This window comes from Rhodococcus jostii RHA1 (assembly GCF_000014565.1).
Classification (GTDB): Bacteria; Actinomycetota; Actinomycetes; order Mycobacteriales; family Mycobacteriaceae; genus Rhodococcus_F; species Rhodococcus_F jostii_A.
The window spans coordinates 2,567,302-2,592,634 of record NC_008268.1 but is presented as its reverse complement, the minus strand read 5'-3'; the positions used below and the strand labels follow the sequence as shown (position 1 = coordinate 2,592,634).

Sequence of the window (25,333 nt, the reverse complement as noted above, 5' to 3'; positions counted from 1 at the left end):
GGCGGTGACGGTCCACCTCGTTCCGGGGCAGAACGCCCCGCTGCCGTCGCGCGTCCTGCGTTTCCGCGCGGTCGATGCGACGCCGATCGACGTTTCCGCGCTGATCGTGGACGGCGATCTCCGCACGCTGTCCTCGGACCACTTCGTGTTCTACAACCAGCGGCGCGCCGCCGGGGTGGAACTCGAGGCGGACGGAACGGTCCGGCTGCAGCTGGACGAGGTGGACGCCGCTGCGGCCGGTGTGCTCTGCGTGGTCAGTGTCGATCCGGCGTCCCCGAACGGTCCGTCGACGCTGTCCCGGGAGGGGCTGTCGGCCACTCTCACCGACGAAAATGGTCGTCCGCTGGTCGTTTTCGATGTTCCGCTGGTCGGTTCCGAGGCGGCCGCGATCTGCCTCGAGATCTACCGGCGCGGCACCGAATGGAAGGTGCGGGCCGTCGGGCAGGGATACGACGGCGGCCTCGCCGAACTCGTCACCCGGCACGGCGTCGAGGTGGACGAACCCGCACACCCTGTCGCCGAGGAGGTTCCGGCGACACCCGGTCCTGCGGGCATACCGCTCGACCCGGCCCACTCGTTCGAGAGAGCGTGGATGATCTTCGAGGACGCCGCCCGGTCCGCGGCCTCCTTCCGATCCTCCCGCGACTACGCGCAGGCGCGGCTGGACGACGAACTCTCCGAGTCGGTGGCCGACCCGTCCACACGCAACAGTCCGGCGGTCGTGCAATCGCAGGCCAGGGCGCAGGAGCGGTGCGATGCCCTCGTCGCCGAGGCTCAGCGCAAATTCGACGGCGAGACTTCGCAACTGGCCGACGAACTCCGCGCCATCGACCCGCTGCTGCCGCGGTCACTGGCCACCTTCGAATCCGCCGCCTGGACGAGCCCCGTCACCGGCAGCGCGGTAACGGACGGGCTGAGGCTCGGCGAGCTCTCCGCACCCGATCTCGGTGAGCTGCGGGTGCCGTTCTGCGTCCATTACCCGTTGGGGCGTCCGCTCTGGATCGTCGGCGATCCGGCCGAGGCCGCACCGGTGGTCGCGGCGCTGGCGGCGCGCATGCTGGTCGCGTCACCTGCGGCACAGCGGTTGGAGGTGGTCGACCTCAGCGGCTCGCTGCGCACGTTCACCGAACCCCTCGGCGCACTTCTGGCTTCGCCCGTCGTGTCCTCGGCGTCCGACATCACCGCCCGCCTCACCGCGCTGTCCGAGAGCGTCGACCTCGCAGAAATGGCGGCCCGCAGCGGAATCCGCGACACCCTGCCGGAGCCGCGGCTGGTGATCCTGGGCGACTTCCCGCACGGGTTCGGCGCCGAGGACGCCGCCCGCATCGTGCACCTCGCCGATCACGGTCCCGCGGTCGGGACGTCGCTGATCATCGTCGGCGACAGTGCCTCCGCGGATTCGGATCCGGGTGTCGCGGTACTCGAACGCATCGCGCAGCAGGTTCCGACGTCGGGGGTCCTCACCGTCTCCGACCCGTGGACCGGCAACGACTGGATCCTGACACCCGACCGGCTCCCGGACCACCCCCTCCACCGAGCCTCGGTGCTGGATTCACTGACCGGGCAGTAGATCCCTCGCCGCGAACTCGCGTCACTCGTCGGGCAGTTCGACCCCGAGTTCGAGGGCCTTCGCGGCGACGGCGTCCGGGAAGACGTTGCGGAACAGGAACAGGTCCTGCCCGATCACCCAGCCGGGGGCGAGTTCGGTGGCGTAGCGCTCGAAGTAGCCGAGCTGCTTCCCGAACAGGACGAGTTCCTCGGGGCTGGCGACGCCCCATTTCTTGCCGATGCCGATCAGCGCCATGATGAGTTCGCTGAGCCGCAGCTCACCGAGGTCCCGGCCCAGTAGCGGTGCGAGGGCGGCGGCCACCTGGAGTCCGATCTCGTCGTCGGTGGCGTCGTTGTCCGTCGCGTAGCCGAGGCTCCGGATTCCGCGTGCCATCCGGGAGAAGTCGCCGTCGATCAGAGTCGCGTAGAACATGTCGCGCAGGATCTGCCGCCACGAATCGGGGAGCTCACCGACGATGCCGAAGTCGAGCATCGCGATGCGTCCGTCGTCGAGGACCCACAGGTTGCCGGCGTGCACGTCGCCGTGGAACGGGCCGTGGAGGATGACGGACTCGATCCACACCTTGACGCCGCGGCGGATCAGCATGCGGGTGTCCATGTGGACGAGGTCGGGGAACCGGTCGAGCGGCAGGCCGTACATGCGTTCCATGCAGATGACGTGCGGGCCGCAGTAGTCCCAGTACACCTCGGGGGTGGTGACGCCCTTGTTGTCGCCGAACGCCCCGATGTTGGTCCGGAACCGGGCCTGCCGGTCGGCCTCGACCGCACTGTTGAGTTCGGTCATCGTGGCCGCGTGGAGGTCGCGGATGATGGCGGTGGCGTTGGCGATGCGGAAGAACTCGAACAGCTTCTCGAGGATCCGCGCACCCCAGTACGCGGTGCGCAGGTCCACCACCATGCGCCGGAAGATGTCGGGGCGTTGCACCTTGATGACGGCTTCCCTGCCGTCGGGGAGTACGCAGCCGTGGACCTGCGCGACGGAGGCGGCGGCGAGGGGGACGTCGTCGAACGACGCGAACAGCGCGTCGACGGGATGGCCCAGGTCGGCTTCGATGACCCGGCGGGCCTCCTCGGCGGGCACCGGCGGCACGTCGTCGAGACATCGCAGACACGCGTTGGCCAGCGGGGCGGGGAACACCCCGGAGGACGACGCCATCAGCTGACCGACCTTGACGAATGTCGGCCCCAGCACTTCGAAACCGTTGACCAGGCCCTCCGACGCCGCGTCCGCAAGGGTGCGGCCGCGACGTCGGACAGGCCAGGTGACCAGCGCGAACAGGGTGTAGGCGACGACGACCACGCCGATGACGAGCGCCCGCCACAACTCCGCGGCACGGAAATGGTCGAGGCTCGCGGAGTGCACGGTCAGGGCTGCAGGTGGCGGCCCCGAAGCGTACGGGCCGACTGGACGTGCCGTTGGCTCTTGCACAGTTCCTACCTTGCGTTCAGTCCCGCCTGCCGTTCAGAAGGGGACCATACCCCGACCGTTTCGGCGAACCCCTTTCGGTATGCGGTACCCGCCATCACATCATTTCGTTAGCAGAACTCAGAGTCCCAGCGCGCCTGCGAGTTCCCGCAGGGCAGGCACCGGATCGTCACCTGCGGGGAGTACCTGGATGGCCACGTGATCGGCGCCCGCGTCGAGGTGTTCCCGGAGGCGACCGGCGACGTACTGCGTGTCGCCGTGGGCGACGAGCGCGTCGATGAGGTCGTCGCTGCCGCCGTTCTCGATCTGCTCGTCGGTGTACCCGAGCCGTTTCAGATTGTTGACGTAGTTGCGCAGGTGCAGGTACGGATCCTCGACGGCCGAACGTCCGATGGGGCGAGCGCGTTCCGGATCGGTGTCCAGCACGACCTTCTGCTCCGGCGCGATCACCGGGCCCGGGCCCAGCAGTTCCCGCGCTTCACGGGTGTGCTGCGGCGTGGTCAGGTACGGATGGGCCCCGGCGGCGCGGGCTGCGGACAGTTCGAGAACCTTCGGACCGAGGGCGGCCAGGACGCGTCGTCCCGCCGGGACGCCGGCACCATCGAGGGCGTCGAGATACTCCACGAGCGCGGCGTACGGCTTGCTGTAGTTCAGGCCGGGCTGTTCGGGATGGCCGACGCCGATGCCGAGGAGGAAGCGCCCTGGATGACGCGCTTCGAGCCGGTGAAACGAGGTAGCGACCTCGTCGGCGGGGGCGGTCCAGATGTTCACGATTCCGGTCGCGACCGTGATGGTGGATGTCGCGTCGAGCAGGCGCTCGGCGACGTCGAGGTCGGCAGGCGGGGAGCCGCCGATCCAGATCGCGCCGTAGCCTGCCGATTCGATCGCCGCACCCACCTCAGGGGCCAGTCCGCCGGCGTGACGCCAAACGCCGAACTGTCCGAGCTGCGGGGTTTCTGCTGTGGTCTCCGTCATGTGACGTGCAACCTTCCCTCGTGGACATTCATTCCGGTGTTTCGGATTGAGGCTCTCAGGCCTGATGCGGCCAGGAGCGGAACAGGAGCGCGGCGATCAGCCCGAGAAACGCGAAAAACCAGGCCACCATAACTCGGTGGTGAACGGGTTCACCGACGTCGAGTCGGCCTGGTCAGTTGACATGGCTCGACGCTATCGACCGACTCCGCCGCCGCACATCATCCTGCAGAACGATATTCGCTACCGCAGGGTGGTCGATCAGCTGCCGGGCGCCCGGTACTCGGCGTCCCGGCGCACCGCGTCGTCCACCTGCTCCGGCGTCAGCAGCACCACCGATTCGGATCTCGCCGCACCGGAAGCGGTGGTGCGGATCCCGAGCGCGGCGGCCGCGACGTCGTCCGGCACGTCACCGATGACGAACAGATCCCGGCCACCCAGTGCGAAGTAACAGGATTCGACTGTGCCCCCGACGCTTTCGACCATCTGCGTGATCGCCTCGCGTCGTGCGGTGCCGCCTTCGGCGAGTAAACCCTTCGCGCCTTCGGGTGAGTACGTGACCTGCCAGAGATATCTCGGCATCAGTGCCTCCTCGATTGTGGGGTCCTCTCATGGTTCTCCCGGGACGGGCCACATGCAATAGGTTCCGGCGCTAGGGTCGTGAGATGGCTGAGGCCCGCATAGGTATCTCCGGCTGGACGTATCCCGGTTGGCGCGGTGACTTCTACCCGGACGGTCTGGCCCATCGCAAGGAGTTGGCCTACGCCGCGGGGCGATTGACATCCATCGAGATCAACGGGTCCTTCTATTCGTTGCAGCGACCGACGAGTTACGCGAAGTGGCGTGACGAGACACCGGAGGATTTCGTCTTCGCCGTCAAGGGTGGTCGCTACATCACGCACATGAAGAGGCTGGTCGGCGCCGAGACGGCGCTGGCGAACTTCTTCGCATCCGGGGTGCTCGCGTTGGGCCCCAAGCTCGGACCGCTGCTGTGGCAACTGCCCCCGACGCTCGCGTTCGATTCGACGAGTCTCGCAGCGTTCTTCGACCAGCTGCCGCGGACGACCACCGATGCCGCGACGCTCGCGTCTCGACACGACGACAAGCTCACCGACGACAGGGCATGGACGGAGACGGACGCCGATCGCCCCGTCCGCCACGCCCTCGAGGTCCGGCACCCCAGTTTCGACACGGAGGAGGCGAGGGAGTTGCTCCGCGCGCACGACGTCGCGTTCGTCGTCGCGGACACGGCAGGCCGGTTCCCGTACGTGGAGGCGGCGACGAGCGATTTCGTCTACGCCCGGTTGCACGGGGACAAGGAGTTGTATGCCAGCGGCTACACGGACGAGGCGCTGGACGAGTGGGCCCGCAAGTTCGAGCGATGGCTCGGGCAGGGCCTCGACTGTTTCGCGTACTTCGACAACGACATGAAGGGGTACGCGCCGTTCGACGCGCTGCGGTTGATCGAGCGGCTGCGCTGAGTGTCGGAGCCTCGTGGCACAGTGAGCTTCGGTTCGACGAAGACGAGAAGAGGATCTACCGGATGTGGCCCACTCATTGGCCTGCTGTCGCGCGTGACATCGCCGAAGCATTGGACGCCGCCATCGTCGCAGCGCGTGCGTCGGACGCGGCGGCGCTGACCGAGGCGACGGAGGAACTGGCGGCCCTGCCTGCGGAGCAGGTCGGTGCGGTGCTGGCGGGGGTGGTCCGGGAACTGCTCGAGACGTTGCACCCGGACGGTCTGACGGGGGAGGACGTGCAGGACGTCCTGACCCGCTGCGCGCGAGCGGCGGCACTCTGGTTTCCGGCCGTCGACGTCGACTCGCTGGTCACGGTGCTGACCGGTGCCCTCGGCGTGGCCGATGTCGAGGAGAACCCGCGCAGACCGGAGCGTGCGGTGGAGGCCGCGATCCTGGTGATCGCCGATCTGCTGAGTGCTGCGGAGGTTCCCGCCGACGGTTACGTCCGTCGGGCGCTCGACGAGATCGCGCGCGCCGAAACCGTCGAGATGCCCTGATTCGTTCAGAGTTCGGTGCGGATGTGATCGGCCAGCCGGGCGATCCGGTCCTCGTTGCGGCGGTAGTGGGTCCACTGGCCGATCCGATGGCTGGTGACCAGTCCGGCGCTCTGTAGGGCGGCCATGTACTGCGAGGCCGTCGATTGGGAGACCTCGGCCCTCGCCTGAATGTGCTTCAGGCACACGCCCACCTCTTCCGCGGGTTCGAGTTGCGGGGGAAAGCTGTCGGGGTCCTTCAGCCACTGCAGGATGCGTACGCGGGTCGGGTTCGACAACGCTTTGAAGACGAGGGCCAGGTCGGTCGCGTCCGGAAGTTCATTCACAGCCCCACCGTACCGTCATATCGCGATTTTTCGATATGTGTGCTTCACTCGGTATATCGCAAATTCGCGATATACCGATAGGAGTCGAATGATGGCGAAGCGCAGAGTGGCAGTGGTCGTCGGTGCGCGCGGGGTGATCGGCGGAAATCTGATCGACCACCTCGAGGCAACCGGGGAGTGGGAGATCATCGGACTGTCGCGACGCGGCGGATCCGACACCGACCGGGTGCGGCACATCGCGGTCGATCTGCTCGACCAGCGCGACGCCGCCGAGAAGCTGGGTGAACTGCGCGACGTGACCCACATCTTCTACGCCGCCTACCAGGACCGCCCGTCGTGGGCTGAGCTCGTCGCGCCCAACTTCGCGATGCTGGTCAACACGGTGAACGCGCTCGAACCCGTGGCTGCCGGGCTCGAGCACATCAGCCTGATGCAGGGGTACAAGGTCTACGGCGCCCACCTCGGACCGTTCAAGACGCCGGCGCGCGAGAGCGACCCGCCGCACATGCCGCCCGAGTTCAACGTGGATCAGCAGCAGTTCCTCGAAGGCCGTCAGCGTGGCAAGAGGTGGACGTGGTCCGCGATCCGCCCCTCGGTCGTGTGCGGATTCGCTCTCGGCAATCCGATGAATCTCGCGCTGGTGATTGCCGTCTACGCGACGATGTCGAAGGAACTCGGCGTGCCACTGCGGTTCCCGGGTAAGCCCGGCGCGTACACGAGTCTGATCGAGATGACCGACGCCGGACTGCTGGCGGAGGCGACCGTCTGGGCCGCGACCACCCCCGAGTGTGCGAATCAGGCTTTCAACATCAACAACGGCGATCTGTTCCGCTGGGACGAGATGCTGCCGAAGATCGCGGATTTCTTCGACCTGGACGTCGCACCGCCGCTGCCGATGTCGATGGACGTCGTCATGGCCGACAAGGAGCCGGTGTGGAACGACCTCGTCGCGAAGCACGGGCTGGAGCCGACGCCGTACTCGGACGTCTCGTCGTGGGCGTTCGGCGACTTCGTCTTCGGCTGGGACTACGACGTCATCGCCGACGGTTCCAAGGCGCGCCGGCTGGGTTTCCACCGTCACGTCGAGACCGAGCAGATGTTCCTCGACATCTTCCGCGACCTTCGGGCCCGGAAGATCATCCCCTGAAAGACAAGGAACTACCGGCGAATCCCGGATTCGACGTTGGCGGCGATCCGCCGGAGCAGCCCGGCCAGGACGGCGCATTCGTCCTCGTCGAGCCCGGCGAGAAATTGCCGATCGCGTTCGACGCGCTGCGGGAACTCGGTGTCGACGAGTTGCCGCCCGGACTCGGTCAGGTGGAGCAACACGACGCGCCCGTCGCGTTCGAACGGTAGCCGTTCCACGAGGCCCAGCCGGGCGAGGCGGTCGACGTGCTTGGTGGTGGATGCGCCGCTGAGCATCGTCACGGCGGTGACCTCGCTGGCCCGCAGTGGCCGATCGCTGCGGGCGAGTACGCACAGGACGTCGAACTCGGCGCGCGAGACCCCGCTCGCGTCCAGGGCGCGGTCGAGTTGCTGCAAGGCCTGGGATCCGATCCGGGTGATACGGCCCATCACTTCGATCGGTGACGTGTCCACTTCGGGATGGGTCTCGGCCCATTCGCGTCGAACGCGATCGGTGAAGTCCTCATCCGGACGTGGGGCAGTGCTCATGAAAACCATCGTAGCGACCAACTTCACACTAATTCAGAACTATTTTACTAGTGAAGTATAAGGTACGCTGAGGTCATGCAGGCTTCCCCTCGATACGCACCCGACCTCAGCCGGCTCCATCACTCCCGTGGGGCGCTGGCCTACTCGGTGGCGCCGTCGACGTGGCGTCGTGCGTTCGAGGTCCGGAACGCCGATGCCACCATCGCTCCCGCACTGCGGGTGGGTGCGGCGACGGCTCTGGTGCTGGTCATCGGTGGTCTTCTCGGGCACGGCAACCTCGCGGGTTTCGCGGCACTCGGTGCGCTGACCGCCGCGTTCGGTCGATACGAGCCGTACCCGCGGCTCGCCCGCAAGGCGGGACTCGTCGGTGTCGCGCTCATCGCCTTCGTTGCCGGTGGAGCGCTCCTCGGTGCAGCGGGACTGTCACTCTGGCTCCAGATAGCGGTCATGTCCGTCGCGTCGGGAGTCGCCGCGTGGCTGCTGGCGGCGTTCCGTATCGCCGGTCCCGGCCCGGTCATCCTGGTCTTCGCGGCGACCGCGGCGGTCGGCCACGCGACCCATCTCTCCGATCTCGGACCGGCCGTCGTGGCCGTGGCGATCGGTGTCGTCGTGGGCTGGCTCGCCGCCATGACGCCCTGCCTGTTCGTTCCTCTCGGTCCCGCCCGGCTGGCGGTGGCGCGGGCACTCGCCGCGGCCGCGGAACTGCAGCGTGCACACGACGCCTCCGCGATCGCGTCCGCACGCAAGGCCATCGACAACGCGCGTGACGTGATCGCCCACAGCGGGCGGGGCCGGGACGGGCACTCCCACCAGTTGTTCGCGCTTCTCGCCGAAGCGGACACGGTCGTCGATCGGTGGGCGCACGAGCGTGACCACGACACCCTGCGTGCGCTCGTCGATCACGAGTCCGAACTGCGTAAGGTGAAGCGCCGCAGCGATCTTTCGGCCTTCGGTGCGGAGACCGCGGTGCTGCCGCGGCCGGGTGGCTTCTTCGCAGACGGTCTCCGGGCGCTGCGGTCGCGAGTGGGGATCGTCAACGCGGCCCGTATCGCCGCTGCCGCCGCGCTGGCCGGATGGATCTGTGTGGCAATCGGATTGGAGCATCCGCTGTGGGCGTCGATGGGTGCGATGGCCGCGATGCAGGGTTTCAACTTCAGCCAGACCGTGCAGCGGGGAATTCAGCGGCTCGTCGGTAACGTGGCGGGCGCCGTCCTCGCCGCCGGGCTGATCGCCGCCGCGATGGGGTACTGGCAGACCGTCGTGGTCATCGTGGTGCTGCAGACCGTCACCGAGCTGGTGGTCATCAAGAACTACGCGTTCGCATCCGTCGCCATCACGCCCATGGCTCTGCTGCTCACCGGCCTCGGGTCGGCGGTCGCACCGGACATCGCGGTGAGCCGCATCGTCGACACGCTCGTCGGTGTGGTGGTCGGGGTGATCGTCTCCGCTGTCGCGATCAGCCGGACCGACCACCATCACGTGGGCTGAGGCCGCTCAGATCCCCGTCGCGGAGACGTAACCGGCGAATCCGATCGCGCATGCGCCCGCACAGAGGATCAGGGTTCCGCACGCCACCGGCCATGCGATCGTGCGCCGCGCGATGCGTGCGATCGTGACCATTCCGCCGATCACCGTCACGAGTGCGGCGACCGCGAGCGCCACGCACACCGCGATCCACGCGTTCTCGGCGCTGCACGTGGCGGGCGGGCAGTAGTCGAGGAACAGTAGCCAGAACAGCCCCGCGACTGCGGAGATGCTGGCGACGGCGACCGCGACGACGAGCGCGGCCGCCGACAACGCCACGTCCCAGCCGTTCAGCCGCGGCTGATCGTCACCCGTACGCGGGTGATTCCATGGATGTGACTGAGGCCCCCCCTGGCTGCATACGCGTCACAGTTTACTTCGGGGGGATCGGCGGTGGCAGCGCAGCCCCGTCCGGGCGCAACCCGGCGAGGAACACCGTGATCAGCCGCGGAACGAGGTTGGCCGTCGTGTCCTCGAACATCAGCACGTGGGGCCGGGTGAGCATGGCGATCCCCATGATGATCTCGAGCGGCACGACGTCCTCGCGCACCAGCCCGACGTCCTGGAGCCGGCGAATGAAGTCGGTGACCGTCGCCTTCGTGAGCTCTCTCGCCTCGCGGACGTCGGGCGGCAGCTCGTCGAGGCTGTTGACCAGTGCGGGAACCAGCGCTCCCATCCGCAGTTCGACCACGGCGTCGACGAACCGCCGCCACGCTCCCTCGGGGTCGTCGCCGCAGTCGTCCAGTCCCCGGACGGCGAGTTCGCGGACTTCGGCGAGCGTCGTCCGGGCCACGGCGTGGGCGAGCTCGTCCCGGCTCGGAAAGTTCCGGTAGAGGGTGGCGATCCCGACGCCGGCTCTCGCGGCGATGGCGTCGAGCGGGGCGTCGTGCCCGCGGTCGGCGAACACCACGCGGGCGGCCTTGATCAGGGTGTTGCGTCGTTCCAGCGCGTCTGCCCGCACGATTCCACCTCTTCCGTTGACAACCCAGCATAACCGGAGGAATATTCTCCACAAGTAACGGAGGAATTTCCTCCACTTCATGAAGGGGAGTCCGATGACCACCTCGGATACCGGGACACTCGCGCCGCACACGGAGCCCGCCGGGCGGTCGGCGCACGGCCCGTCCGATCCCGTGAAACTGACCGCTGTCGTGCTGGGGCTCACCGCGGTGATCGCGCTCATGCTGCTGGCGTTCGCGTTGCCGGCCGTCAACAGCGGCCCGCGCGACCTCCGGCTGGGCGTCGCCGGACCCGACGCGGCCGTCACCCGGATCGACAGCGCGCTCGCCGCGGGACACCCGGGCGCGTTCGTCACCGAGCGCTTCCCCGACGCCGATGCGGTCCGGACGGCGATCGAACACCGGGAGGTGGTCGGCGGAATCGTCGCGACACCGGACGGCATGGCGGTCCTGTCCGCCGGCGCAGGCGGGGCGCCCGTCGCGCAGACGATGAACGGCCTCGCGGCGGGAATGAGCAAGACTGCGGGACAACCCGTTCCGGTCGAGGACGTCGTTCCGCTGACGGTCGACGACCCCGCCGGCGTCGGTCTCGGCGCCTTGGCGCTTCCCCTGGTCTTCGGCGGCATGATCCCCGCGCTCGCGCTAATGCGGCTGTTTCCGCGCAGTGTCGGTCGACGGGTGGCCGGGGCGGTGCTGTTCGCGGTGAGCGCCGGGGCGGTGCTGACGGCAATTCTGCAGTTCGGCCTCGGAAGCGTCGACGGCAACTACTGGACGACCACCGGTGCCGTCGTGCTCGGCATCGCCGCCATCTCGCTGACCGTTCTCGGGCTCGAATCGGTGCTGGGCACAGCGGGGTTCGCGCTCGGAGCGGTGACGATGATCTTCCTCGCCAACCCGCTGTCCGGACTGGCGACCTCCGCGGCGTGGCTGCCGTCGGGGTGGGGCGCACTCGGTCAGCTGCTGCCACCGGGAGCGGCGGGAACCGTGGTGCGATCGACGGCGTTCTTCGACGGACACGGAGCCGGTGCGGCGGTACTCGTGCTGACCTGCTGGGTTCTGTTCGGGCTCGGCCTGTGCCTGGCATCCGGACTGCGTGAGCGGCGCGCCAGGGAAGAACCGGCCGTCGCCTGACGCTGTGGTTTGATGGCGGCATGGGGGAACGACGGATCGTCCGCCGACTGGTCGGCATCGGAGCGGGTCTCGGCGCGCTCGCCGTCCTCGTCGTCGCGGCCTCGACGGTGTGGATATCGCGGGAGGCCTCCGGCCACGTCTACGACGTCGACGACGCACCCGAGGCGCCGGTGGTCATCGTCCTCGGTGCGCAGGTGCGCGACGGCAAACCCCGCGAGTATCTGGCCGGACGCCTCGACGTCGCCGTCCGTCTCGTGCAGGACGGTCGTGCGCGGGCGGTCCTCGTCTCGGGCGACGGCGCAGGCAGATCCGGCGACGAGATCGCCGCGATGACGGACTACCTGGTCGAGAAGGGCATCGACCGCAACAAGATCGTCGGCGACCGGTACGGGCTCGACACCTACGACACGTGCGCTCGCGCCGTCCAGACGTACGGAGTGACCAAGGCGCTGATCGTCACGCAGGGTTTCCACGTTCCCCGCGCGGTCGCGCTGTGCCGCGGTGCCGGGATCGACGTCGCCGGTGTGAACGCCGGATGCGAATGCCGCCCGATCACGATGGCCAGGAACACCGTGCGCGAATCGCTGGCCCGGCCGAAGGCCGTCCTCGACCTGTTGTCCGGGCGCGATCCCGTGGTGATCTCCGAACCGGAGGACTCACTCGGGAAGGCGCTCGCCGCGGAGGGCTGACCTCGAACCGCCGCGCGGGGAGTGGCTGGTCGGTACGCTTCTCCCGTCGACGATCGGGAGGCTGACGATGGTTGGTGCACGACCGGATCCCGGTCCGCGGGAAGTCCGGAAATGGCGTCGCTACCTCGCCGACGAACGCGCCGAGGCGGCCGTCTACCGCGACCTCGCCAAACGCCGGAGCGGTGAGGAACGCGAGATTCTGCTGGCACTCGCGGACGCAGAGGGACGGCACGAGGCGCACTGGCGCGGGCTGCTCGGCGAACACGTCGGCAAGCCCGTGCGCGGTGATCTCCGCACACGCATCCTCGGTGTGCTGGCCCGGCGGTTCGGATCGGTGTTCGTGCTCGCCCTCGCGCAGCGCGCGGAGACCCGGTCGCCGTACCCGACCGACGTCGACGCCACCGACGCCATGGGCGCGGACGAGCGGATCCACGAAGAGGTGGTGCGGGCGCTGGCGGCGCGCGGGCGAAATCGGCTGTCCGGCACGTTTCGTGCCGCCGTGTTCGGTGCCAACGACGGCCTGGTCAGCAACCTCGCCCTCGTGCTCGGCATCAGTGGCAGCGGCGTCGACAACCACATCGTATTGCTGACCGGCCTCGCCGGCCTCCTCGCGGGCGCGTTGTCGATGGGTGCCGGCGAGTACGTGTCCGTGCGCTCGCAGCGTGAACTGCTCGAGGCGTCGGCGCCGGGGCAGGGCGCCCGTGAGGCGGTGCCGCTCCTCGACGTCGACGCGAACGAACTCGCACTCGTGTACCGGGCGCGGGGCATGCCCGCGGAGGACGCCGAGAAGCGCGCGGCCGACGTGCTGCGGAGAGCCGTTCAGCCCGACCCCATTTCGAGTACGGAAACCGCCGACGAGCACGAGGCCATCGGCACCGGGCTCGGTGCGGCCGCCGCGAGTTTCTGCTTCTTCGCGTCCGGTGCGGTGATCCCCGTGCTGCCGTATCTCTTCGGCATGGAAGGCACCGCCGCGCTCGTGGTCGCGGCCGCGCTGGTCGGCGTCGCACTGCTCGGGACCGGTCTGGTGGTGGGATTGCTGTCGGGTGGCCCCCCGGTCAAGCGCGCGTTACGCCAGCTGGCCATCGGGTACGGCGCAGCCGCCGCCACCTACCTGCTGGGCATGCTGTTCGGGACAGGCGCCTGAGAACGTCATCATCACCACGGGTGTGGAACCGTAGCCGGGGACGGGAAATGTGCGCACCGTGTGCCGGGACCAGGACCCGTCGGACAGGGCGACACGGGCGACACCGGGAACACCGGCCGTGATCCGTTGCCGCACCGCGGCAAGGTCTTCGCCGTGCAGCAGTCCGATCTGCCCGCCCTCCGCCGCGCCAGACAAACCCGCCAGCGGTGCGGTGATCCATTTGATGGCGTACCCGTGCTGTGAATCGACCAGTGCCGCATGAACCCCCGCGACCGCGTGCACGGTCGACGCGATATCGGAGTCCACCACCCGGATCGCCAGTTCGCCGGACAGGAACTCGCCGTCCCGCGCATTGTCGACGCGTTCCATCAGCACCGCGATGTCCGAGAGTCGCGGCACCCTCCGGTACAGGTCGGCGAGACCGAAATGGCCGTGGTCCGGCCGGGTGTCCGCCACCCCGTACAGAAACCGGAACTCACTCGTCCATCGTGTGCGTCGCGGACCCGCCGACACGGACAGGTTCCACTCCCACCCCGCCGCCCGGTGCGGTTGGGGCACCGGACTGTCCGCACGACCGGTGAAGATCTGCACCGCGAGGACGTCTCCGCCCGGACCGAGCACCGGTTTCCCCACGACGAGATCGATGTCGCCGACCGTCTCACCGAGAGTCACCTGCACCGGCTGTCCCGACGACTTGACCGTGTCGATGGCTCCCGCCACCAGCGTCAGCATCCTGCCGCGGTAGACGTTCCCGAGCGGCCGGCACTGCCGCTGCTTGATGCCCTCCGCGATCACCGTCGGTGCGTCCCCCAGGATTTCGACCAGAATCCAGCCGTCTCCGCTTCCCCGTTGTTCCACTCGTACCGCCCCCCTCATGGCGCACGATCATCGCAACGGCGGCGATCCGGATGCTCGGCGAGACTTCGCTGCGACGGCGTTCAGTCCGGTGCGGCCGCGACGGCGTCCAGGAGACCGGGGAAGCGGGATTCGATGTCGGATCTGCGCAGCTGAGCCATCCGCGAATTGCCGCGGTCGACCTGCGTGATCAGCCCGGCCTCACGCAGCACCTTGAAGTGGTGGCTGCGGGTCGATTTGGACACCGGCAGCCCGAACGACGTGCAGTGACGTTCCGCCCCGTCCGCCTCCACCATGAGCTTCTGCACGACCTCCAGTCGCAGGGGGTCGGCGAGAGCGGCCAGGACGGAGACCAATTCGATCTCGTCGACCGCGGGATGTCCCTCGGCGTCGGGCACGGCGCACCTCCAGGTTCGGGTCGTCGACCACCAGAGTGAAGGTTCGTCTTGCATCGAACCTAACTCTGGTGCATGGTTCGTATTGTATCGAACCTCTGGTGCACGGGGGCCGCACTCTTCAGGAAGGATCGACATGACCTCGGAGCTGACCACGTCGGATGCCACGACACCGACGTCACCACCCGACGCAACACCGTCCGACCCGCGACACGGGAACCTCACCCTCGCCGCGGTACTGCTGGCCGTTCTCGTCGTCCCGATGTCGATCTCCGGAACCGCGGTGGCGCTGCCCGCCATCTCCTCCGACATCGGCGGGGGCGCATCGGGCCAGCAGTGGGTGGTGAACGCGTTCAACCTGTCGTTTGCGTGCTTCACCCTGGTCTGGGGGTCGCTGTCGGACCGTTTCGGTCGCGGCGGCCTGTTCGCCACCGGTGCCGCCACGTTCGCGGTCGGGAGCGTCGCCAGCGCGCTGGCCCCGAACATCGTGGTCCTCGACGTCGCCCGCGGCGTCGCCGGTCTCGGTGGCGCCGCCATCTTCTCGTGCGGCGCGGCCATCCTGTCCTCCGCCTTCGACGGGCCCGCCCGTTTGCGTGCGTTCGCCCTGTTCGGGACGACCGCGGGCATCGGTGTGGCGCTCGGACCGACGCTCTCCGGGCTTCTCGTCGACACGGCAGGCTGGCGGCCCATCTTCGCGGTCCAGGCCGCGGTGCTGCTCGTGGTGCCGGCGGCGACCCCGGTGATCGGACTGGCACGACCGGCCGGCGAGGTGGCCGCGAAGTTCGACCTCCTCGCCACCGTCCTCCTGGTGCTGGGTCTGCTCGCCGCGATGGTCGGCATCGTCCAGGGCGAACCCTGGGGCTGGGGCAGCCCGGCGGTCGTGGCGTCGTTCGTCCTCGCGGTCGCGCTGCTGGTCGCGTTCGCCCGCGTCGAATCGCGACGTCCGGCCCCGCTGCTGGACCTCGAACTGCTCACCCACGCCCGGTTCATGGCCCTGTGCCTGGTCCCGGTGGCGGCCTCGTTCGGCTTCGTCACGTTGCTCACCTACTTCCCGACCTTCCTCCAATTCGTGGCCGGTCAGTCTTCGGCGAAGGCGGGTCTGGTGATCGTGCTCCTCACCATTCCGGTCGTGGTGGGACCGCTCGCCGCAGGCCGTGCAGTGGGCGCCGGGGTGAACCCGCTCGTGGTGATCTGGATCAGCCTGGGAGCCTTGATCGCCGGTGACCTGGGACTTCTGTTGGCGAGACCCGACACGGTGGTCGCGGTCATCGCGGTGCCGCTGCTCCTCGCGGGCTGCGGAATGGGACTGTCCGCCGGTCTCGTCGACGGTCAGGCGCTCGCCCTCGTCCCCGAGGAGAAGGCGGGTATGGCTGCGGGAGTGGTGAATACGATGCGACTGGGCAGCGAGGCCATCGCGGTCGCGGTGTACGCGGCGCTGCTCACCGGTCTCGTCACCCGCAGGGGCGAGGAAGCGCTGGCCGGCGTCGACGGCGTGGGCAATGCGGCGGACGTCGTCGGCAAGGCCGCCAGCGGCGATCTCGAGCAGGCCCTGGCGGCGGCCGGACCGGACGTCCGGGAACGGGTGGCGCCGCTCGTGATCGACGCCTACAACAGCGCGTTCCACACGACGCTGGTCCTTCTGGCGGTCGTCGTCGCCGGATTGTCGGGTGTCATCGCGGTGCTGCTCCGACGCGGGGCGGGCGCGCGGTGACGGAGGCGGACGACCTGCGACAGCACTATCAGGTCGTGGTGGTCGGCGGCGGCCCGGTGGGATCGCTGACGGCACTCGAGCTGGCGCGCAGCGGAATCGACGTCCTCGTCCTCGAGGCGGCCCAGCACACCACGGACGTTCCGAAGGCGGGGACGATTCACGCGCGGAGTATTCAGCTGCTCACTCGTCGAGGGCATTTCGCGGCGCCGGACGTGGACGCAGGAGCCGTGTCGACCACTTTTCACTACGCCGGGGTCTGGGGTCTGGAGATCACGGTCCCGCCCGGCGAGGGACCGGCCATCGCCGGTATCGGGCAGAGCGATCTCGAAAGACTCTTCACCGCACGGCTGATCGGTCTCGGCACCCCGGTGGTGAAGGCGGCGGTGGTCACGGACGTCGACCAGGTCGACGGCGGGGCGACGGTGACCTTCACCCACGAGGGACGCACCCGGGTGGTCACGGCCGACTGGGTGGTCGGCGCGGACGGCGCCCGCAGCATCGTGCGGCGAACCGCGGGCTTCACGGCGACCGAAACGGCGCCGACCGCCGCCGCGCTCCTGGGTCTCGCCGTCCTCGACGACCCCGCGAACGCCCCCAAGGGGTGGGTGCGCACCGAACGGGGCTGGACCGTCCTCAACGTCAATCACGCCGACTTCAGTCGCATCATCACGTTCGACCTCGGTGGTCCGCACGAGGATCATCGCCGGCCCCTCACCGCGGAGGAATTGCAGGAGACGGTCGACAGATTCGCGGGCCGTCCCGTTCCGTTCCGCGACGCGCGGTCGCTGTCCCGCTTCAGCGACTATTCGCGGCTGGTCGACGACTACCGGCTCGGCCGGGTCCTCCTCGTCGGTGACGCTGCGCACGTGCACTTTCCGCTCGGCGGGCAGGGCCTGAACCTCGGTATCGGCGACGCGATCGGCCTCGGCTGGCGCCTCGCCCTCGTCGCGCGGGGACAGGCCGACCCGTCGGTGCTGGACGTGTACTCGCGGGAACGGCACGCGTGCGCGGCCGGGGTGATCGCCAACGTCGCGGATCAGCGTGAGCGTATGCGAATCGGAGTGGACGGTGACCGCCTGCGACACGAACTCGGCGTCCTGCTGGAGGACCGCGACCGCAACCGGGCGCTGGGTTCCGCGATCAGTGCGCAGAGTCAGCCGGCGCCCAGCGCTCTCCAGGACGCGGCGCGCGGCGACTTCGCAGCGAACACCGTGATCGAGACGGACACCGGGATCACCGACCTGATCCGGTTGCACGTCGCGGCGGGGGACCGGGGGCTCCTGCTGTGCGAGGACGCATCCGAATCCGTCCGCGCAGTCGTCGAACCCCCGTGGGGTGAACGGGTGCGGCTGATTCAGGCGCGGAACCTCGGGCCCACCACGGTGCTCGTGCGACCGGACGGCGAAGTGGCCTGGTCGGGGGAGTTGGGAGACGGCAGCGAACTCGTCGCCCGGCTCGCGGAGACGTTCGGCGGCTCCGCCCGCCCGTGCGCGGTTGACGAGTGCAGGGACTCGTTAACCGCGCACGGGCGACCACGTTGTCGAACGAATGTCGAGCCACCTCCCGAGGCTCGACCCGCTCGTGCAACGGATGCGGACGGGCGGGATCGAGCTGCAGCGGTGCCCGACCCTTTTGCCGGAGGCGGTCCCACGCGTCGCCGGGCATCCACTGGATGGTCATGCTCATGGTGGCCGCGGCAGATCCGTCCAGCGCCAGTGTCATTGCGAGCGTGATTCCGACGATGTCGGCGCCCCGTCGCTTCTCCGCGGTGATCGTGGCGTCCAGGACCCCCGCGGCGGGTGCGGGGCCCACTCTCACGGAGTCGAGGTCGATATTGTGATCGCTGTAGTAGCTGTGGACTCTGGGGAGCTGCACACCGAGACGAAACTGTGGGTCGCTCTCGCAGATGATGTCGGTGAGGAAGACCTCGCAGATCGCGGCGCGGTGCACGTGCGCGCGGGGGATGGACGACGAATAGGACAGGGTCGGTTCCAAGACGGCGGTCATGTCGATTCCTTTCGTTGACAGCGGAATTCGCACGGGTCGTTGCCGCCGAGCGACGACGGCGGTGATCGGTGGAATGCGGGACCCGTGCAGAGCGGTGGTTCGCGCTGGAGCGGAAGAACGCGGGCGGGCCCGCAGCGCAGAGGGCGAGGAGCTCGGGGTCTCGTCGCGGACCGGGGAATCCGGTGGATGCGCACGATCAGTGAATACCGGGCGATCCGGAGCGTCAACAGATGCAATCCGGTGTTCACCGATCCCTTGACGGTGTCGGCACGCGAACACACTGGTCGAAAGTCGTTGACCTGCGGTATCGGTGACTCCGCGTACGAGTAACTTCCACCGTCGCGTGGCAGGAGTCACAGCCTCGGCTCCGGATCGGGACGGAAATGTTACCGCCAGGTATGGCGTGTGGTAACCGGCGAGCGTAGAAGGGCGATGCTATGTTCCCCTCGCCGGGAGTGGCCGGAGTTGACGGAGGGGTCGGGGATGTCGAAGAGGTGGGTCGCGTCGGTCGCGGCAGTGGCGATCGGCTCGGGCATGATCGCCTACTCGAACCAGAACGCTGCTGTCGCGGAACCAGAGCCGGTGTCCAACGGCCTACCCGGCAGCGGTCCCTGCGCGAGCGAAGTGTCGAACGAAACGCATTCGCTGATACCGGAAAAGCTCGAGATTCCGATCCCGTACCCGAAAATCACGACGGTGCCGTACCCCGCCCCCGTCACCGAGCCCGTCCGCGTGTCGCAGGCGTTGCCCGCCGACACGTGCACCGATCCGTGCCCCGACCTCACCGACGAGACCGGACAGGCCCCGGGAAACTTGTCGAGCGTGCTGAACATCCCGGACGTCAGCGTGAAATTCACACCCTTCCACTTCGGCATTCCCGTCCCGGGCGCCGACATCCAGTTGCCCCCACCGCCGCCTCTCGTGCACCCCGCGACCGAGGAGGCGCCGCGCAGCGCGGCCCCGGCCACCCCGAAGATCGGCGACGTGACCCGCGTGGCCAAGGTGACCGGATCCGGCTCCGTCAGCCGCACCGACAAGCGTTACCAGGTCAACGGCACCGACCTCGGCATCATGTGGGAGAGCGCCCCCGACCAGATCGCCGTCGCGTTCGGCGACACGGTCGGCAAGGGATTCCAGCCACCCGGTGGCCAGGGCGACGACTGGCGCAGCAACGTCCTCGGTTTCAGCTCCGACCGCAACCTGTCCGACGGCATGAGCCTCGACAGCATGGTCCAGGACAGCCGGTGCCACGCGGCGGAACTGCTCGACAGCCGCAAGCTCGACAACATCGAGATCACCACCATCCCGACCTCGGGTTTCGCCGTCGGGAACCGGCAGTACATGAGCTACATGTCGATCCGCACCTGGAACAGCATCCCCGCCACGTGGTGGACGAACTACGGCGGCATCGCCTACTCGGACGACGGCGGATCGACGTGGACCAAGGATCCGTACGCGAAGTGGGACAACATCTTCGGGGTCACCAAGTTCCAGGTCGCGTCGATGGTCCCGGCCGGCGACTACGTGTACATGTTCGGCACCCCCAACACGAGGCTCGGTGCCATCGGTCTGGCCCGCGTCCCGGCCGCCGATGTGCTGAACACATCCGCGTACCAGTACTGGCAGAACGGCAACTGGACGCCCGTCGGTGGTTACACGGAGGCGACGCCGATCGTGGACGCCCCCGCCGCCGAATTGTCCGTGCGCTACGAGGAGGCCACCGGCAAATGGCAGATGGCGTACCTCGACACGTCCAAGGCGGCCATCGTTCTCCGGGAGTCCGACTCGCCGCAGGGCGCCTGGTCCGGCGGGGCGCCGATGGTCAGCGCCGTCGAGTACCCGGAACTGTACGGCGGGTTCATCCACCCGTGGTCGAGCGGCGACGATCTGTACTTCACCATGTCGACGTGGTCCGACTACAACGTCTTCCTCATGAAGGCGGACATAGGCGCGTAGCGCCCGTGCGCGGTTGACGAGTCCAGGGACTCGCTAACCGCTCACGGGCGGCGGAGCCGCCTACAGCAGGCCGTGACGGGGTGGGACGGTGCCCGACAGTGTCCACCGGCCGATGTGCTGGATCTTCCACCGCGTGGGGTCGTGCAGGGTGTGGGTGCGGGCGTCGCGCCAGTACCGCGACAGGTTGGACGTTTCCGACGCACTGCGGGTGCCGCCCAGTTCGAACAGCACGCTCGACGCCTCGAGTGACGCGCGGGCGGCAGCGACCTTGGCTGCGGCGGCGTCGATCGAGGCGACCGCGGCACTCTGCTCCGTGAGGTCGCGCCGCGCTGCGTCGATGCTGCGCGCACCCTCCCGGAGGAGTGCCGTCGCGGACCGGACGGTGACCGCCGCCTCACCGGCCAACTGGATCAGCAGGGGATCGTCGACGGCGTCGGTGACGCCCGCCTCGAAATAGGGCCGTGCCTGACGCGCGGAGCGCACGCCCTCGTTCAGGGCCGCTGCGGCGATCCCGGCGTCGATGGCGGCGTGCAGGATCTGGGCCTGCGACCCGTACGTGGTGGGTGCGTCGAAGATGGGGGAGAACGGCACGACGTGGAATGCGGGCACCCGGACGGCGTCCAGAGTGACGGTTCCGCTCGCCGTGGTCTTCTGCCCCATGCCGTCCCAGTCGTCGACGATCGACAGCCCGGCGGCGGTGCTCGGCAGGTAGGCGACGGCCTTGGCGGGTTTCCCGGTCGGCGTCGTCGTCCCCGGAAGGGTGGCCCGTACCGCGATCCAGTCGGCGAACAGTGCGCCCGTGCTGTAGAACTTGCGACCGTCGACGACGAAGTCGCCGCCCTGCTCGGTGAGCGTCGTGGCGTCGATATCGATCGTCTTGGTTCCGCGCTCGCTCTGGGCGTTGGCGAACCGGCGCCCCGCGAGCACCTCGGAGTAGAAGAATTCCTGCTGCGCGGGCGTGCCCTGGTGACGCAGCACCTCGAGGAACGTGTAGTGGCTGTGCGGGATCTGCGCGATGCTCGGATCGCCCTCGGCGAGAATGCGGAAGACTTCGGCGAGGGTTTCGGTCCGCGCGTCGATGCCACCGTGCTCGCGGGGAACGCCGAGCGCGAGCAGTCCGGACGCGGCGAGAGCGCCTACCTGTTCGTAGGGGAGTTGCCGGCCGGCATCGCGGCCTGCCGCCTCCTCGGCGAACTGTGCGGCGAGATCGGCAGCAACGGCGAGCGCTTCGGCCTCGTCACTGATGCGGTGGGCGCTCTGGACGGCGGTCATGCCTGACCTCCCTGTACTGCTGTCATGCCGTCGAACCTCACACGGACCCGCGAGCCGGGTGAAGGGTTGTACGCGCACTGATTGGAAGGGTGGGCGTGCGCTGTATGGGCGGGTTGCATGCTGGGTATGTCAACCGAACACATCGCTGAGCAGATCAAGTTCGCCTACTGGGTGCCCAACGTCAGTGGCGGGCTCGTCACGTCCGACATCGAACAGCGGACCAGCTGGGATTACGAGTACAACAAGAAGCTCGCCCAGACCGCCGAGAACAACGGTTTCGAGTACGCGCTCAGCCAGGTCCGGTACGAGGCCAGCTACGGGGCCGAGTACCAGCACGAGTCGACCAGCTTCAGCCTCGCACTGCTGCTGGCCACCGAACGGTTGAAGGTGATCGCTGCCGTCCACCCGGGTCTGTGGCAGCCCGCCGTGCTGGCGAAGCTGGGTGCCACGGCCGACCATCTGTCGAACGGCCGGTTCGCCGTCAACGTCGTGAGCGGCTGGTTCAAGGACGAATTCACCCACCTCGGGGAGCCGTGGCTCGAGCACGACGAGCGGTACCGGCGCAGCGCCGAGTTCCTGCAGGTGCTCCGCAAGATCTGGACCGAGGACGACGTCGACTTCCGTGGCGACTTCTACCGCATCCACGACTTCACCCTCAAGCCGAAGCCGCTGAACACGCCCGACCGTCCGAACCCCGAACTGTTCCAGGGCGGCAACTCGGCCGCCGCACGGCGGAACGCGGGCCGGTACTCCGACTGGTACTTCAGCAACGGCAAGGACTACGACGGCGTCACCGAACAGCTCGTCGACGTGCGGAAGGTGGCGCGCGAGCACAACCGGGAAGTGAAGTTCGGGCTCAACGGATTCATCATCGCCCGCGACACCGAAAAGGAAGCGCGCGACACCCTCCGCGAAATCATCGAGAAGGCGAACAAACCCGCGGTCGAGGGATTCAGGTCCGCCGTCCAGCAGGCCGGCGCGTCCACCGCCGACAAGTCGGGAATGTGGGCCGACTCCACGTTCGAGGATCTCGTCCAGTACAACGACGGATTCCGCTCCCAGCTGATCGGGACGCCGGAGCAGATCGCCGAGCGCATCGTCGAATACCGCCGCCGCGGAGTCGACCTCATCCTGGGCGGATTCCTGCACTTCCAGGAGGAGATCGAATACTTCGGCGCCAACGTCCTGCCGCTGGTCCGCGAACTCGAAGCTTCCGAGAGGCTCGCGCCCGTGAGCGGTTAACGAGCCCAGGGACTCGTCAACCGCGCACGGGCGGCGGAGCCGCCTACAGGTGCCGGGCCAGCGCGCGACCCGCGGCCCGGCCCGAGAAGATGCAGCCGCCGAGGAAAGTGCCCTCGAGTGCGCTGTAACCGTGGACGCCGCCGCCGCCGAATCCGGCGACCTCACCGGCGGCGTAGAGACCCTCGAACGGTGTGCCGTCGGGCCTGATCACCTGCGAATCCAGGTTGGTCTCGAGGCCGCCGAGGGTCTTGCGGGTCAGCAGGTGCAGCCGGACCGCGATCAGGGGGCCGTTCTTGGGGTCGAGCAGTTCGTGGGGGCTCACGACGCGGGTGATCTTGTCGGCCAGCAGGTTCCGTGCATTGCGGATCGCCATGATCTGGAAATCCTTGGTGTAGCTGTTCTTCACCTCCCGGTCGCGGGCCACGATTTCACGTTCGAGGTCCTCGTACTTCAGCGGCGCCTCGGGGGTGAGGGCATTCATGCCGTCGACGAGGTCACGGAGATTGTCGCGGACGACGAAGTCCGCACCGTGCTGTTTGAACGCCTCGACGGGACCGGGCGCGCCCTTCTTCAGGCGTTCGGCGAGCAGTTTGAAATCGCGCCCGGTGATGTCGGGGTTCTGCTCGGAGCCCGACAGCGCGAACTCCTTCTCGATGATCTTCTGGTCGAGGACGAACCACGTGTGGTGGTGGCCGCTGTTCATGATGTGGTCGAGGGTTCCCATGGTGTCGAAACCGGGGAAGTTGGGGCTGGGCAGGCGTTTGCCGTTGCCGTCGAACCACATCGACGACGGTCCGGGGATGATGCGGATGCCGTGGTTCGGCCAGATCGGGTCCCAGTTCTGGATCCCCTCGGTGTAGTGCCACATCCGGTCGCGGTTCACGATGTTGCCGCCGGCGTTCTCGGTGATCTCGAGCATGCGGCCGTCGACGTGCGCGGGGACGCCGGCGAGCATGTTCTCGGGAGCCTTGCCGAGGCGCGCGGGCCAATTCTTCTTGACCAGTTCGGGATTGCCGCCGATGCCGCCGGACGTGACGACCACGGCCTGCGCGGCGAATTCGAATTCCCCGACCGGGGTCCGCGAACTCTTCACACCGCGTGCTTCGGTGGACGGTTCGAGGACGGTGCCGCGCACGCCGGTGGCGGCGCCGTCGGTGACGACGATCTCGTCGACCTGGTGACGATGCTTGAACGTGACGAGGCCCCGCTTCGACGCGGCCATCACGCGGGTGAGGAAGACTTCGACGACCCCCGGTCCGGTGCCCCAGGTGATGTGGAAGCGCGGAACGGAATTGCCCTGTCCGAGAGCGGATCCGCGTCCGCGTTCGGCCCACCCGACGTTCGGCATCAACCGCAGTCCGAGGTCGTGCAGGTATTGCCGCTTCTCGCCTGCCGCGAACTCGACGTACGCCTGGGCCCACAGCCGCGGCCACTGGTCTTCGCGGGCTCGATCGAAGGCCGCGGTGCCCATCCAGTCCTGGATCGCCAGTTCGTACGAGTCCTTGATGCCGAGGCGCCGCTGTTCGGGGCTGTCGACGAGGAACAGGCCGCCGAGCGACCAGAAGGCCTGCCCGCCGAGATTCGCGGAACTCTCCTGGTCGACGACGAGGACCTTCCGGCCCGCCTTGACCATCTCGTAGGTGGCGACGAGTCCGGCCAGTCCGGCGCCGACGACGATCACATCTGCCTGTTCGGTCACGAGGACCCCTCTTTCCGGTGTGTGTGGGTATGGGTGGTCTCGGGTTCGGTGTACGCGGCCACGACGTGGGTGAACAATTCGAGACGTAGTTCCCGGGCGGACGCGTCGTCGTCCTCGATGAGGCACTGGACGCTCGTGCCGTCGTGCAGGGCCACGAGCGCGCGGCCGAGCACCCGCGGATCGCCGACTACGCGCCGCCCGAGCCGGTGCAGCGCCTTCTCGAGGATCGGCACGATGGTCGCCAGAATGGTGTCCTCACGTGCTGCGAGGGCCTTCTTCAGCGACGGGTTGCGCAGGGCGTGGGCGGTGAATTCCGCGTTGATCCGGTACCACTGGTCGTCGACGGGGACGACTCCGAGCACCAGTTCGGTGCCGGCGCGCAGCTTTTCGGCAGGCGTGAGCCCGGACAGGTCGATGCTGGACGAGTCGGCGGCGAGCCGGATCTGTGCGAGCATCGCGCTGGAGCGCTCTTCCCACATGGCGAAGAACATCTCGTCCAGCGATGCGAAGTTGGAGTAGAAGGCGCCGCGGGTGTAGCCACCGCGTTCGCAGATCTGCTCGACCGTCGACCGTCCGAAGCCGTTTTCGGCGAACACCTCGACCGCGGCGTCGAGCAGACGCCTGCGTGTCTGGCCGCGCCGTTTCGTCACCCGGCGGGGTGTGTCGGTGGCAGGCTCGGTGGAGCGCGCCGGCGGCGTCGGCATGGGCACTCCTCCGATCGGGTCGACAGCAGCCGTCGATACACTAGCGTATCGGATACACCAGTGT

The 25,333-nt window shown here is 68.3% G+C and carries 24 protein-coding genes and 1 pseudogene; 12 read left to right on the top strand and 13 right to left on the bottom strand.

All coding sequences use genetic code 11. From position 1 onward, the window contains the following. Positions 1 to 4 precede the first annotated feature (4 nt). A complete protein-coding gene (locus tag RHA1_RS11935; protein WP_011595176.1) occupies positions 5 to 1,570 on the top strand; it encodes a TerD family protein in 1,566 nt (521 codons plus the stop codon). Between the two features lie 21 nt (positions 1,571 to 1,591). Here the strand turns inward: RHA1_RS11935 and RHA1_RS11930 are convergent, their stop codons facing one another. From RHA1_RS11930 to RHA1_RS11920, 3 genes are all read right to left on the bottom strand, one after another. Beyond that, positions 1,592 to 2,998 (bottom strand): ABC1 kinase family protein, encoded by a 1,407-nt coding sequence (locus tag RHA1_RS11930; protein WP_011595175.1) that lies wholly within the window; start codon positions 2,996 to 2,998, stop codon positions 1,592 to 1,594. A gap of 117 nt (positions 2,999 to 3,115) precedes the next feature. After that, entirely contained in the window at positions 3,116 to 3,970 is an 855-nt protein-coding gene (locus tag RHA1_RS11925; protein ID WP_011595174.1) for an LLM class F420-dependent oxidoreductase, read from the bottom strand. A gap of 258 nt (positions 3,971 to 4,228) precedes the next feature. Continuing rightward, positions 4,229 to 4,549 (bottom strand): GYD domain-containing protein, encoded by a 321-nt coding sequence (locus tag RHA1_RS11920; RefSeq protein ID WP_009475126.1) that lies wholly within the window; start codon positions 4,547 to 4,549, stop codon positions 4,229 to 4,231. An 83-nt stretch (positions 4,550 to 4,632) separates the two neighbouring features. Here RHA1_RS11920 and RHA1_RS11915 point away from each other — a divergent pair, with 83 nt between their 5' ends. Together RHA1_RS11915 and RHA1_RS11910 are read left to right on the top strand one after the other, a co-directional pair. Then, positions 4,633 to 5,448 carry a DUF72 domain-containing protein gene (locus RHA1_RS11915; RefSeq protein ID WP_011595173.1) on the top strand — a complete coding sequence of 272 codons (816 nt, stop codon included), beginning with the start codon at positions 4,633 to 4,635 and terminating at the stop codon, positions 5,446 to 5,448. 62 nt (positions 5,449 to 5,510) lie between these two features. Further along, positions 5,511 to 5,984: a hypothetical protein gene (locus RHA1_RS11910; RefSeq protein WP_011595172.1), complete on the top strand. Its 474-nt coding sequence runs from the start codon at positions 5,511 to 5,513 to the stop codon at positions 5,982 to 5,984. A 5-nt stretch (positions 5,985 to 5,989) separates the two neighbouring features. Here the strand turns inward: RHA1_RS11910 and RHA1_RS11905 are convergent, their stop codons facing one another. Beyond that, positions 5,990 to 6,307 carry an ArsR/SmtB family transcription factor gene (locus tag RHA1_RS11905; RefSeq protein WP_011595171.1) on the bottom strand — a complete coding sequence of 106 codons (318 nt, stop codon included), beginning with the start codon at positions 6,305 to 6,307 and terminating at the stop codon, positions 5,990 to 5,992. Between the two features lie 88 nt (positions 6,308 to 6,395). Here RHA1_RS11905 and RHA1_RS11900 point away from each other — a divergent pair, with 88 nt between their 5' ends. Beyond that, complete coding sequence (locus RHA1_RS11900; RefSeq protein ID WP_011595170.1) at positions 6,396 to 7,454, top strand: SDR family oxidoreductase; 1,059 nt, start codon at positions 6,396 to 6,398, stop codon at positions 7,452 to 7,454. Between the two features lie 11 nt (positions 7,455 to 7,465). Here RHA1_RS11900 and RHA1_RS11895 read toward each other — a convergent pair whose 3' ends face one another. Continuing rightward, entirely contained in the window at positions 7,466 to 7,990 is a 525-nt protein-coding gene (locus RHA1_RS11895) for a MarR family winged helix-turn-helix transcriptional regulator (protein ID WP_011595169.1), read from the bottom strand. A 66-nt stretch (positions 7,991 to 8,056) separates the two neighbouring features. Between RHA1_RS11895 and RHA1_RS11890 the strand changes: the two genes are divergently transcribed. After that, on the top strand, positions 8,057 to 9,469 hold the full coding sequence (locus RHA1_RS11890) for an FUSC family protein (RefSeq protein WP_011595168.1): 1,413 nt from the start codon (positions 8,057 to 8,059) through the stop codon (positions 9,467 to 9,469). Between the two features lie 6 nt (positions 9,470 to 9,475). Here the strand turns inward: RHA1_RS11890 and RHA1_RS11885 are convergent, their stop codons facing one another. Together RHA1_RS11885 and RHA1_RS11880 are read right to left on the bottom strand one after the other, a co-directional pair. Then, on the bottom strand, positions 9,476 to 9,784 hold the full coding sequence (locus RHA1_RS11885) for a hypothetical protein (RefSeq protein WP_016882594.1): 309 nt from the start codon (positions 9,782 to 9,784) through the stop codon (positions 9,476 to 9,478). Positions 9,785 to 9,878: 94 nt separating this feature from the next. Then, positions 9,879 to 10,466, bottom strand: coding sequence for a TetR/AcrR family transcriptional regulator (locus tag RHA1_RS11880; RefSeq protein WP_029539198.1), 588 nt, complete (start codon positions 10,464 to 10,466; stop codon positions 9,879 to 9,881). Positions 10,467 to 10,560: 94 nt separating this feature from the next. Between RHA1_RS11880 and RHA1_RS11875 the strand changes: the two genes are divergently transcribed. The 3 genes from RHA1_RS11875 to RHA1_RS11865 all read left to right on the top strand — a co-directional run bounded on the left by RHA1_RS11875 (position 10,561) and on the right by RHA1_RS11865 (position 13,428). Beyond that, positions 10,561 to 11,595, top strand: a complete 1,035-nt coding sequence (locus RHA1_RS11875) for a hypothetical protein (RefSeq protein ID WP_011595165.1) — start codon at positions 10,561 to 10,563, stop codon at positions 11,593 to 11,595. Positions 11,596 to 11,615: 20 nt separating this feature from the next. Continuing rightward, complete coding sequence (locus RHA1_RS11870; RefSeq protein ID WP_011595164.1) at positions 11,616 to 12,284, top strand: SanA/YdcF family protein; 669 nt, start codon at positions 11,616 to 11,618, stop codon at positions 12,282 to 12,284. A gap of 67 nt (positions 12,285 to 12,351) precedes the next feature. Then, entirely contained in the window at positions 12,352 to 13,428 is a 1,077-nt protein-coding gene (locus tag RHA1_RS11865; RefSeq protein ID WP_011595163.1) for a VIT1/CCC1 transporter family protein, read from the top strand. Here the strand turns inward: RHA1_RS11865 and RHA1_RS11860 are convergent. After that, positions 13,351 to 14,286: a GAF domain-containing protein gene (locus RHA1_RS11860; protein WP_011595162.1), complete on the bottom strand. Its 936-nt coding sequence runs from the start codon at positions 14,284 to 14,286 to the stop codon at positions 13,351 to 13,353. The two genes, RHA1_RS11865 and RHA1_RS11860, sit on opposite strands and share 78 nt — an antisense overlap. Positions 14,287 to 14,366: 80 nt before the next feature. Further along, positions 14,367 to 14,681, bottom strand: a complete 315-nt coding sequence (locus tag RHA1_RS11855) for an ArsR/SmtB family transcription factor (RefSeq protein ID WP_016882598.1) — start codon at positions 14,679 to 14,681, stop codon at positions 14,367 to 14,369. A 133-nt stretch (positions 14,682 to 14,814) separates the two neighbouring features. Here RHA1_RS11855 and RHA1_RS11850 point away from each other — a divergent pair, with 133 nt between their 5' ends. Next, entirely contained in the window at positions 14,815 to 16,389 is a 1,575-nt protein-coding gene (locus tag RHA1_RS11850) for an MFS transporter (protein ID WP_011595160.1), read from the top strand. Further along, on the top strand, positions 16,386 to 18,122 hold the full coding sequence (locus RHA1_RS11845) for an FAD-dependent oxidoreductase (RefSeq protein WP_237726869.1): 1,737 nt from the start codon (positions 16,386 to 16,388) through the stop codon (positions 18,120 to 18,122). Before RHA1_RS11850 ends, RHA1_RS11845 begins: the two co-directional genes overlap by 4 nt. A gap of 106 nt (positions 18,123 to 18,228) precedes the next feature. On the opposite strand, the pseudogene RHA1_RS53970 reads toward RHA1_RS11845, so the two are convergent. After that, a pseudogene (locus tag RHA1_RS53970) lies at positions 18,229 to 18,396 on the bottom strand (AfsA-related hotdog domain-containing protein); the annotation flags it as partial. 483 nt (positions 18,397 to 18,879) lie between these two features. Between RHA1_RS53970 and RHA1_RS11840 the strand changes: the two are divergent. Next, positions 18,880 to 20,352 (top strand): glycoside hydrolase family 183 protein, encoded by a 1,473-nt coding sequence (locus RHA1_RS11840; protein ID WP_011595158.1) that lies wholly within the window; start codon positions 18,880 to 18,882, stop codon positions 20,350 to 20,352. Positions 20,353 to 20,412: 60 nt separating this feature from the next. Here RHA1_RS11840 and RHA1_RS11835 read toward each other — a convergent pair whose 3' ends face one another. After that, positions 20,413 to 21,624, bottom strand: coding sequence for an SfnB family sulfur acquisition oxidoreductase (locus tag RHA1_RS11835; RefSeq protein ID WP_011595157.1), 1,212 nt, complete (start codon positions 21,622 to 21,624; stop codon positions 20,413 to 20,415). Between the two features lie 126 nt (positions 21,625 to 21,750). On the opposite strand from RHA1_RS11835, the gene sfnG reads away from it, so the two are divergent. Then, positions 21,751 to 22,866, top strand: a complete 1,116-nt coding sequence (gene sfnG / locus RHA1_RS11830) for a dimethylsulfone monooxygenase SfnG (RefSeq protein WP_011595156.1) — start codon at positions 21,751 to 21,753, stop codon at positions 22,864 to 22,866. A gap of 43 nt (positions 22,867 to 22,909) precedes the next feature. Here sfnG and RHA1_RS11825 read toward each other — a convergent pair whose 3' ends face one another. Both RHA1_RS11825 and RHA1_RS11820 read right to left on the bottom strand, forming a co-directional pair. Further along, positions 22,910 to 24,565, bottom strand: coding sequence for an FAD-binding dehydrogenase (locus RHA1_RS11825; RefSeq protein ID WP_011595155.1), 1,656 nt, complete (start codon positions 24,563 to 24,565; stop codon positions 22,910 to 22,912). Further along, positions 24,562 to 25,269, bottom strand: a complete 708-nt coding sequence (locus tag RHA1_RS11820; protein WP_011595154.1) for a TetR/AcrR family transcriptional regulator — start codon at positions 25,267 to 25,269, stop codon at positions 24,562 to 24,564. Before RHA1_RS11820 ends, RHA1_RS11825 begins: the two co-directional genes overlap by 4 nt. Positions 25,270 to 25,333 lie beyond the last annotated feature (64 nt).

Coding starts and splice junctions, on each gene's coding strand:
- RHA1_RS11925 (WP_011595174.1), bottom strand. CDS start 3,970: ATGACGGAGACCACAGCAGAAACCCCGCAGCTCGGACAGTTCGGCGTT.
- RHA1_RS11920 (WP_009475126.1), bottom strand. CDS start 4,549: ATGCCGAGATATCTCTGGCAGGTCACGTACTCACCCGAAGGCGCGAAG.
- RHA1_RS11915 (WP_011595173.1), top strand. CDS start 4,633: ATGGCTGAGGCCCGCATAGGTATCTCCGGCTGGACGTATCCCGGTTGG.
- RHA1_RS11910 (WP_011595172.1), top strand. CDS start 5,511: ATGTGGCCCACTCATTGGCCTGCTGTCGCGCGTGACATCGCCGAAGCA.
- RHA1_RS11900 (WP_011595170.1), top strand. CDS start 6,396: ATGATGGCGAAGCGCAGAGTGGCAGTGGTCGTCGGTGCGCGCGGGGTG.
- RHA1_RS11895 (WP_011595169.1), bottom strand. CDS start 7,990: ATGGTTTTCATGAGCACTGCCCCACGTCCGGATGAGGACTTCACCGAT.
- RHA1_RS11890 (WP_011595168.1), top strand. CDS start 8,057: ATGCAGGCTTCCCCTCGATACGCACCCGACCTCAGCCGGCTCCATCAC.
- RHA1_RS11875 (WP_011595165.1), top strand. CDS start 10,561: ATGACCACCTCGGATACCGGGACACTCGCGCCGCACACGGAGCCCGCC.
- RHA1_RS11870 (WP_011595164.1), top strand. CDS start 11,616: ATGGGGGAACGACGGATCGTCCGCCGACTGGTCGGCATCGGAGCGGGT.
- RHA1_RS11865 (WP_011595163.1), top strand. CDS start 12,352: ATGGTTGGTGCACGACCGGATCCCGGTCCGCGGGAAGTCCGGAAATGG.
- RHA1_RS11850 (WP_011595160.1), top strand. CDS start 14,815: ATGACCTCGGAGCTGACCACGTCGGATGCCACGACACCGACGTCACCA.
- RHA1_RS11840 (WP_011595158.1), top strand. CDS start 18,880: ATGTCGAAGAGGTGGGTCGCGTCGGTCGCGGCAGTGGCGATCGGCTCG.
- RHA1_RS11835 (WP_011595157.1), bottom strand. CDS start 21,624: ATGACCGCCGTCCAGAGCGCCCACCGCATCAGTGACGAGGCCGAAGCG.
- sfnG (WP_011595156.1), top strand. CDS start 21,751: ATGTCAACCGAACACATCGCTGAGCAGATCAAGTTCGCCTACTGGGTG.
- RHA1_RS11820 (WP_011595154.1), bottom strand. CDS start 25,269: ATGCCGACGCCGCCGGCGCGCTCCACCGAGCCTGCCACCGACACACCC.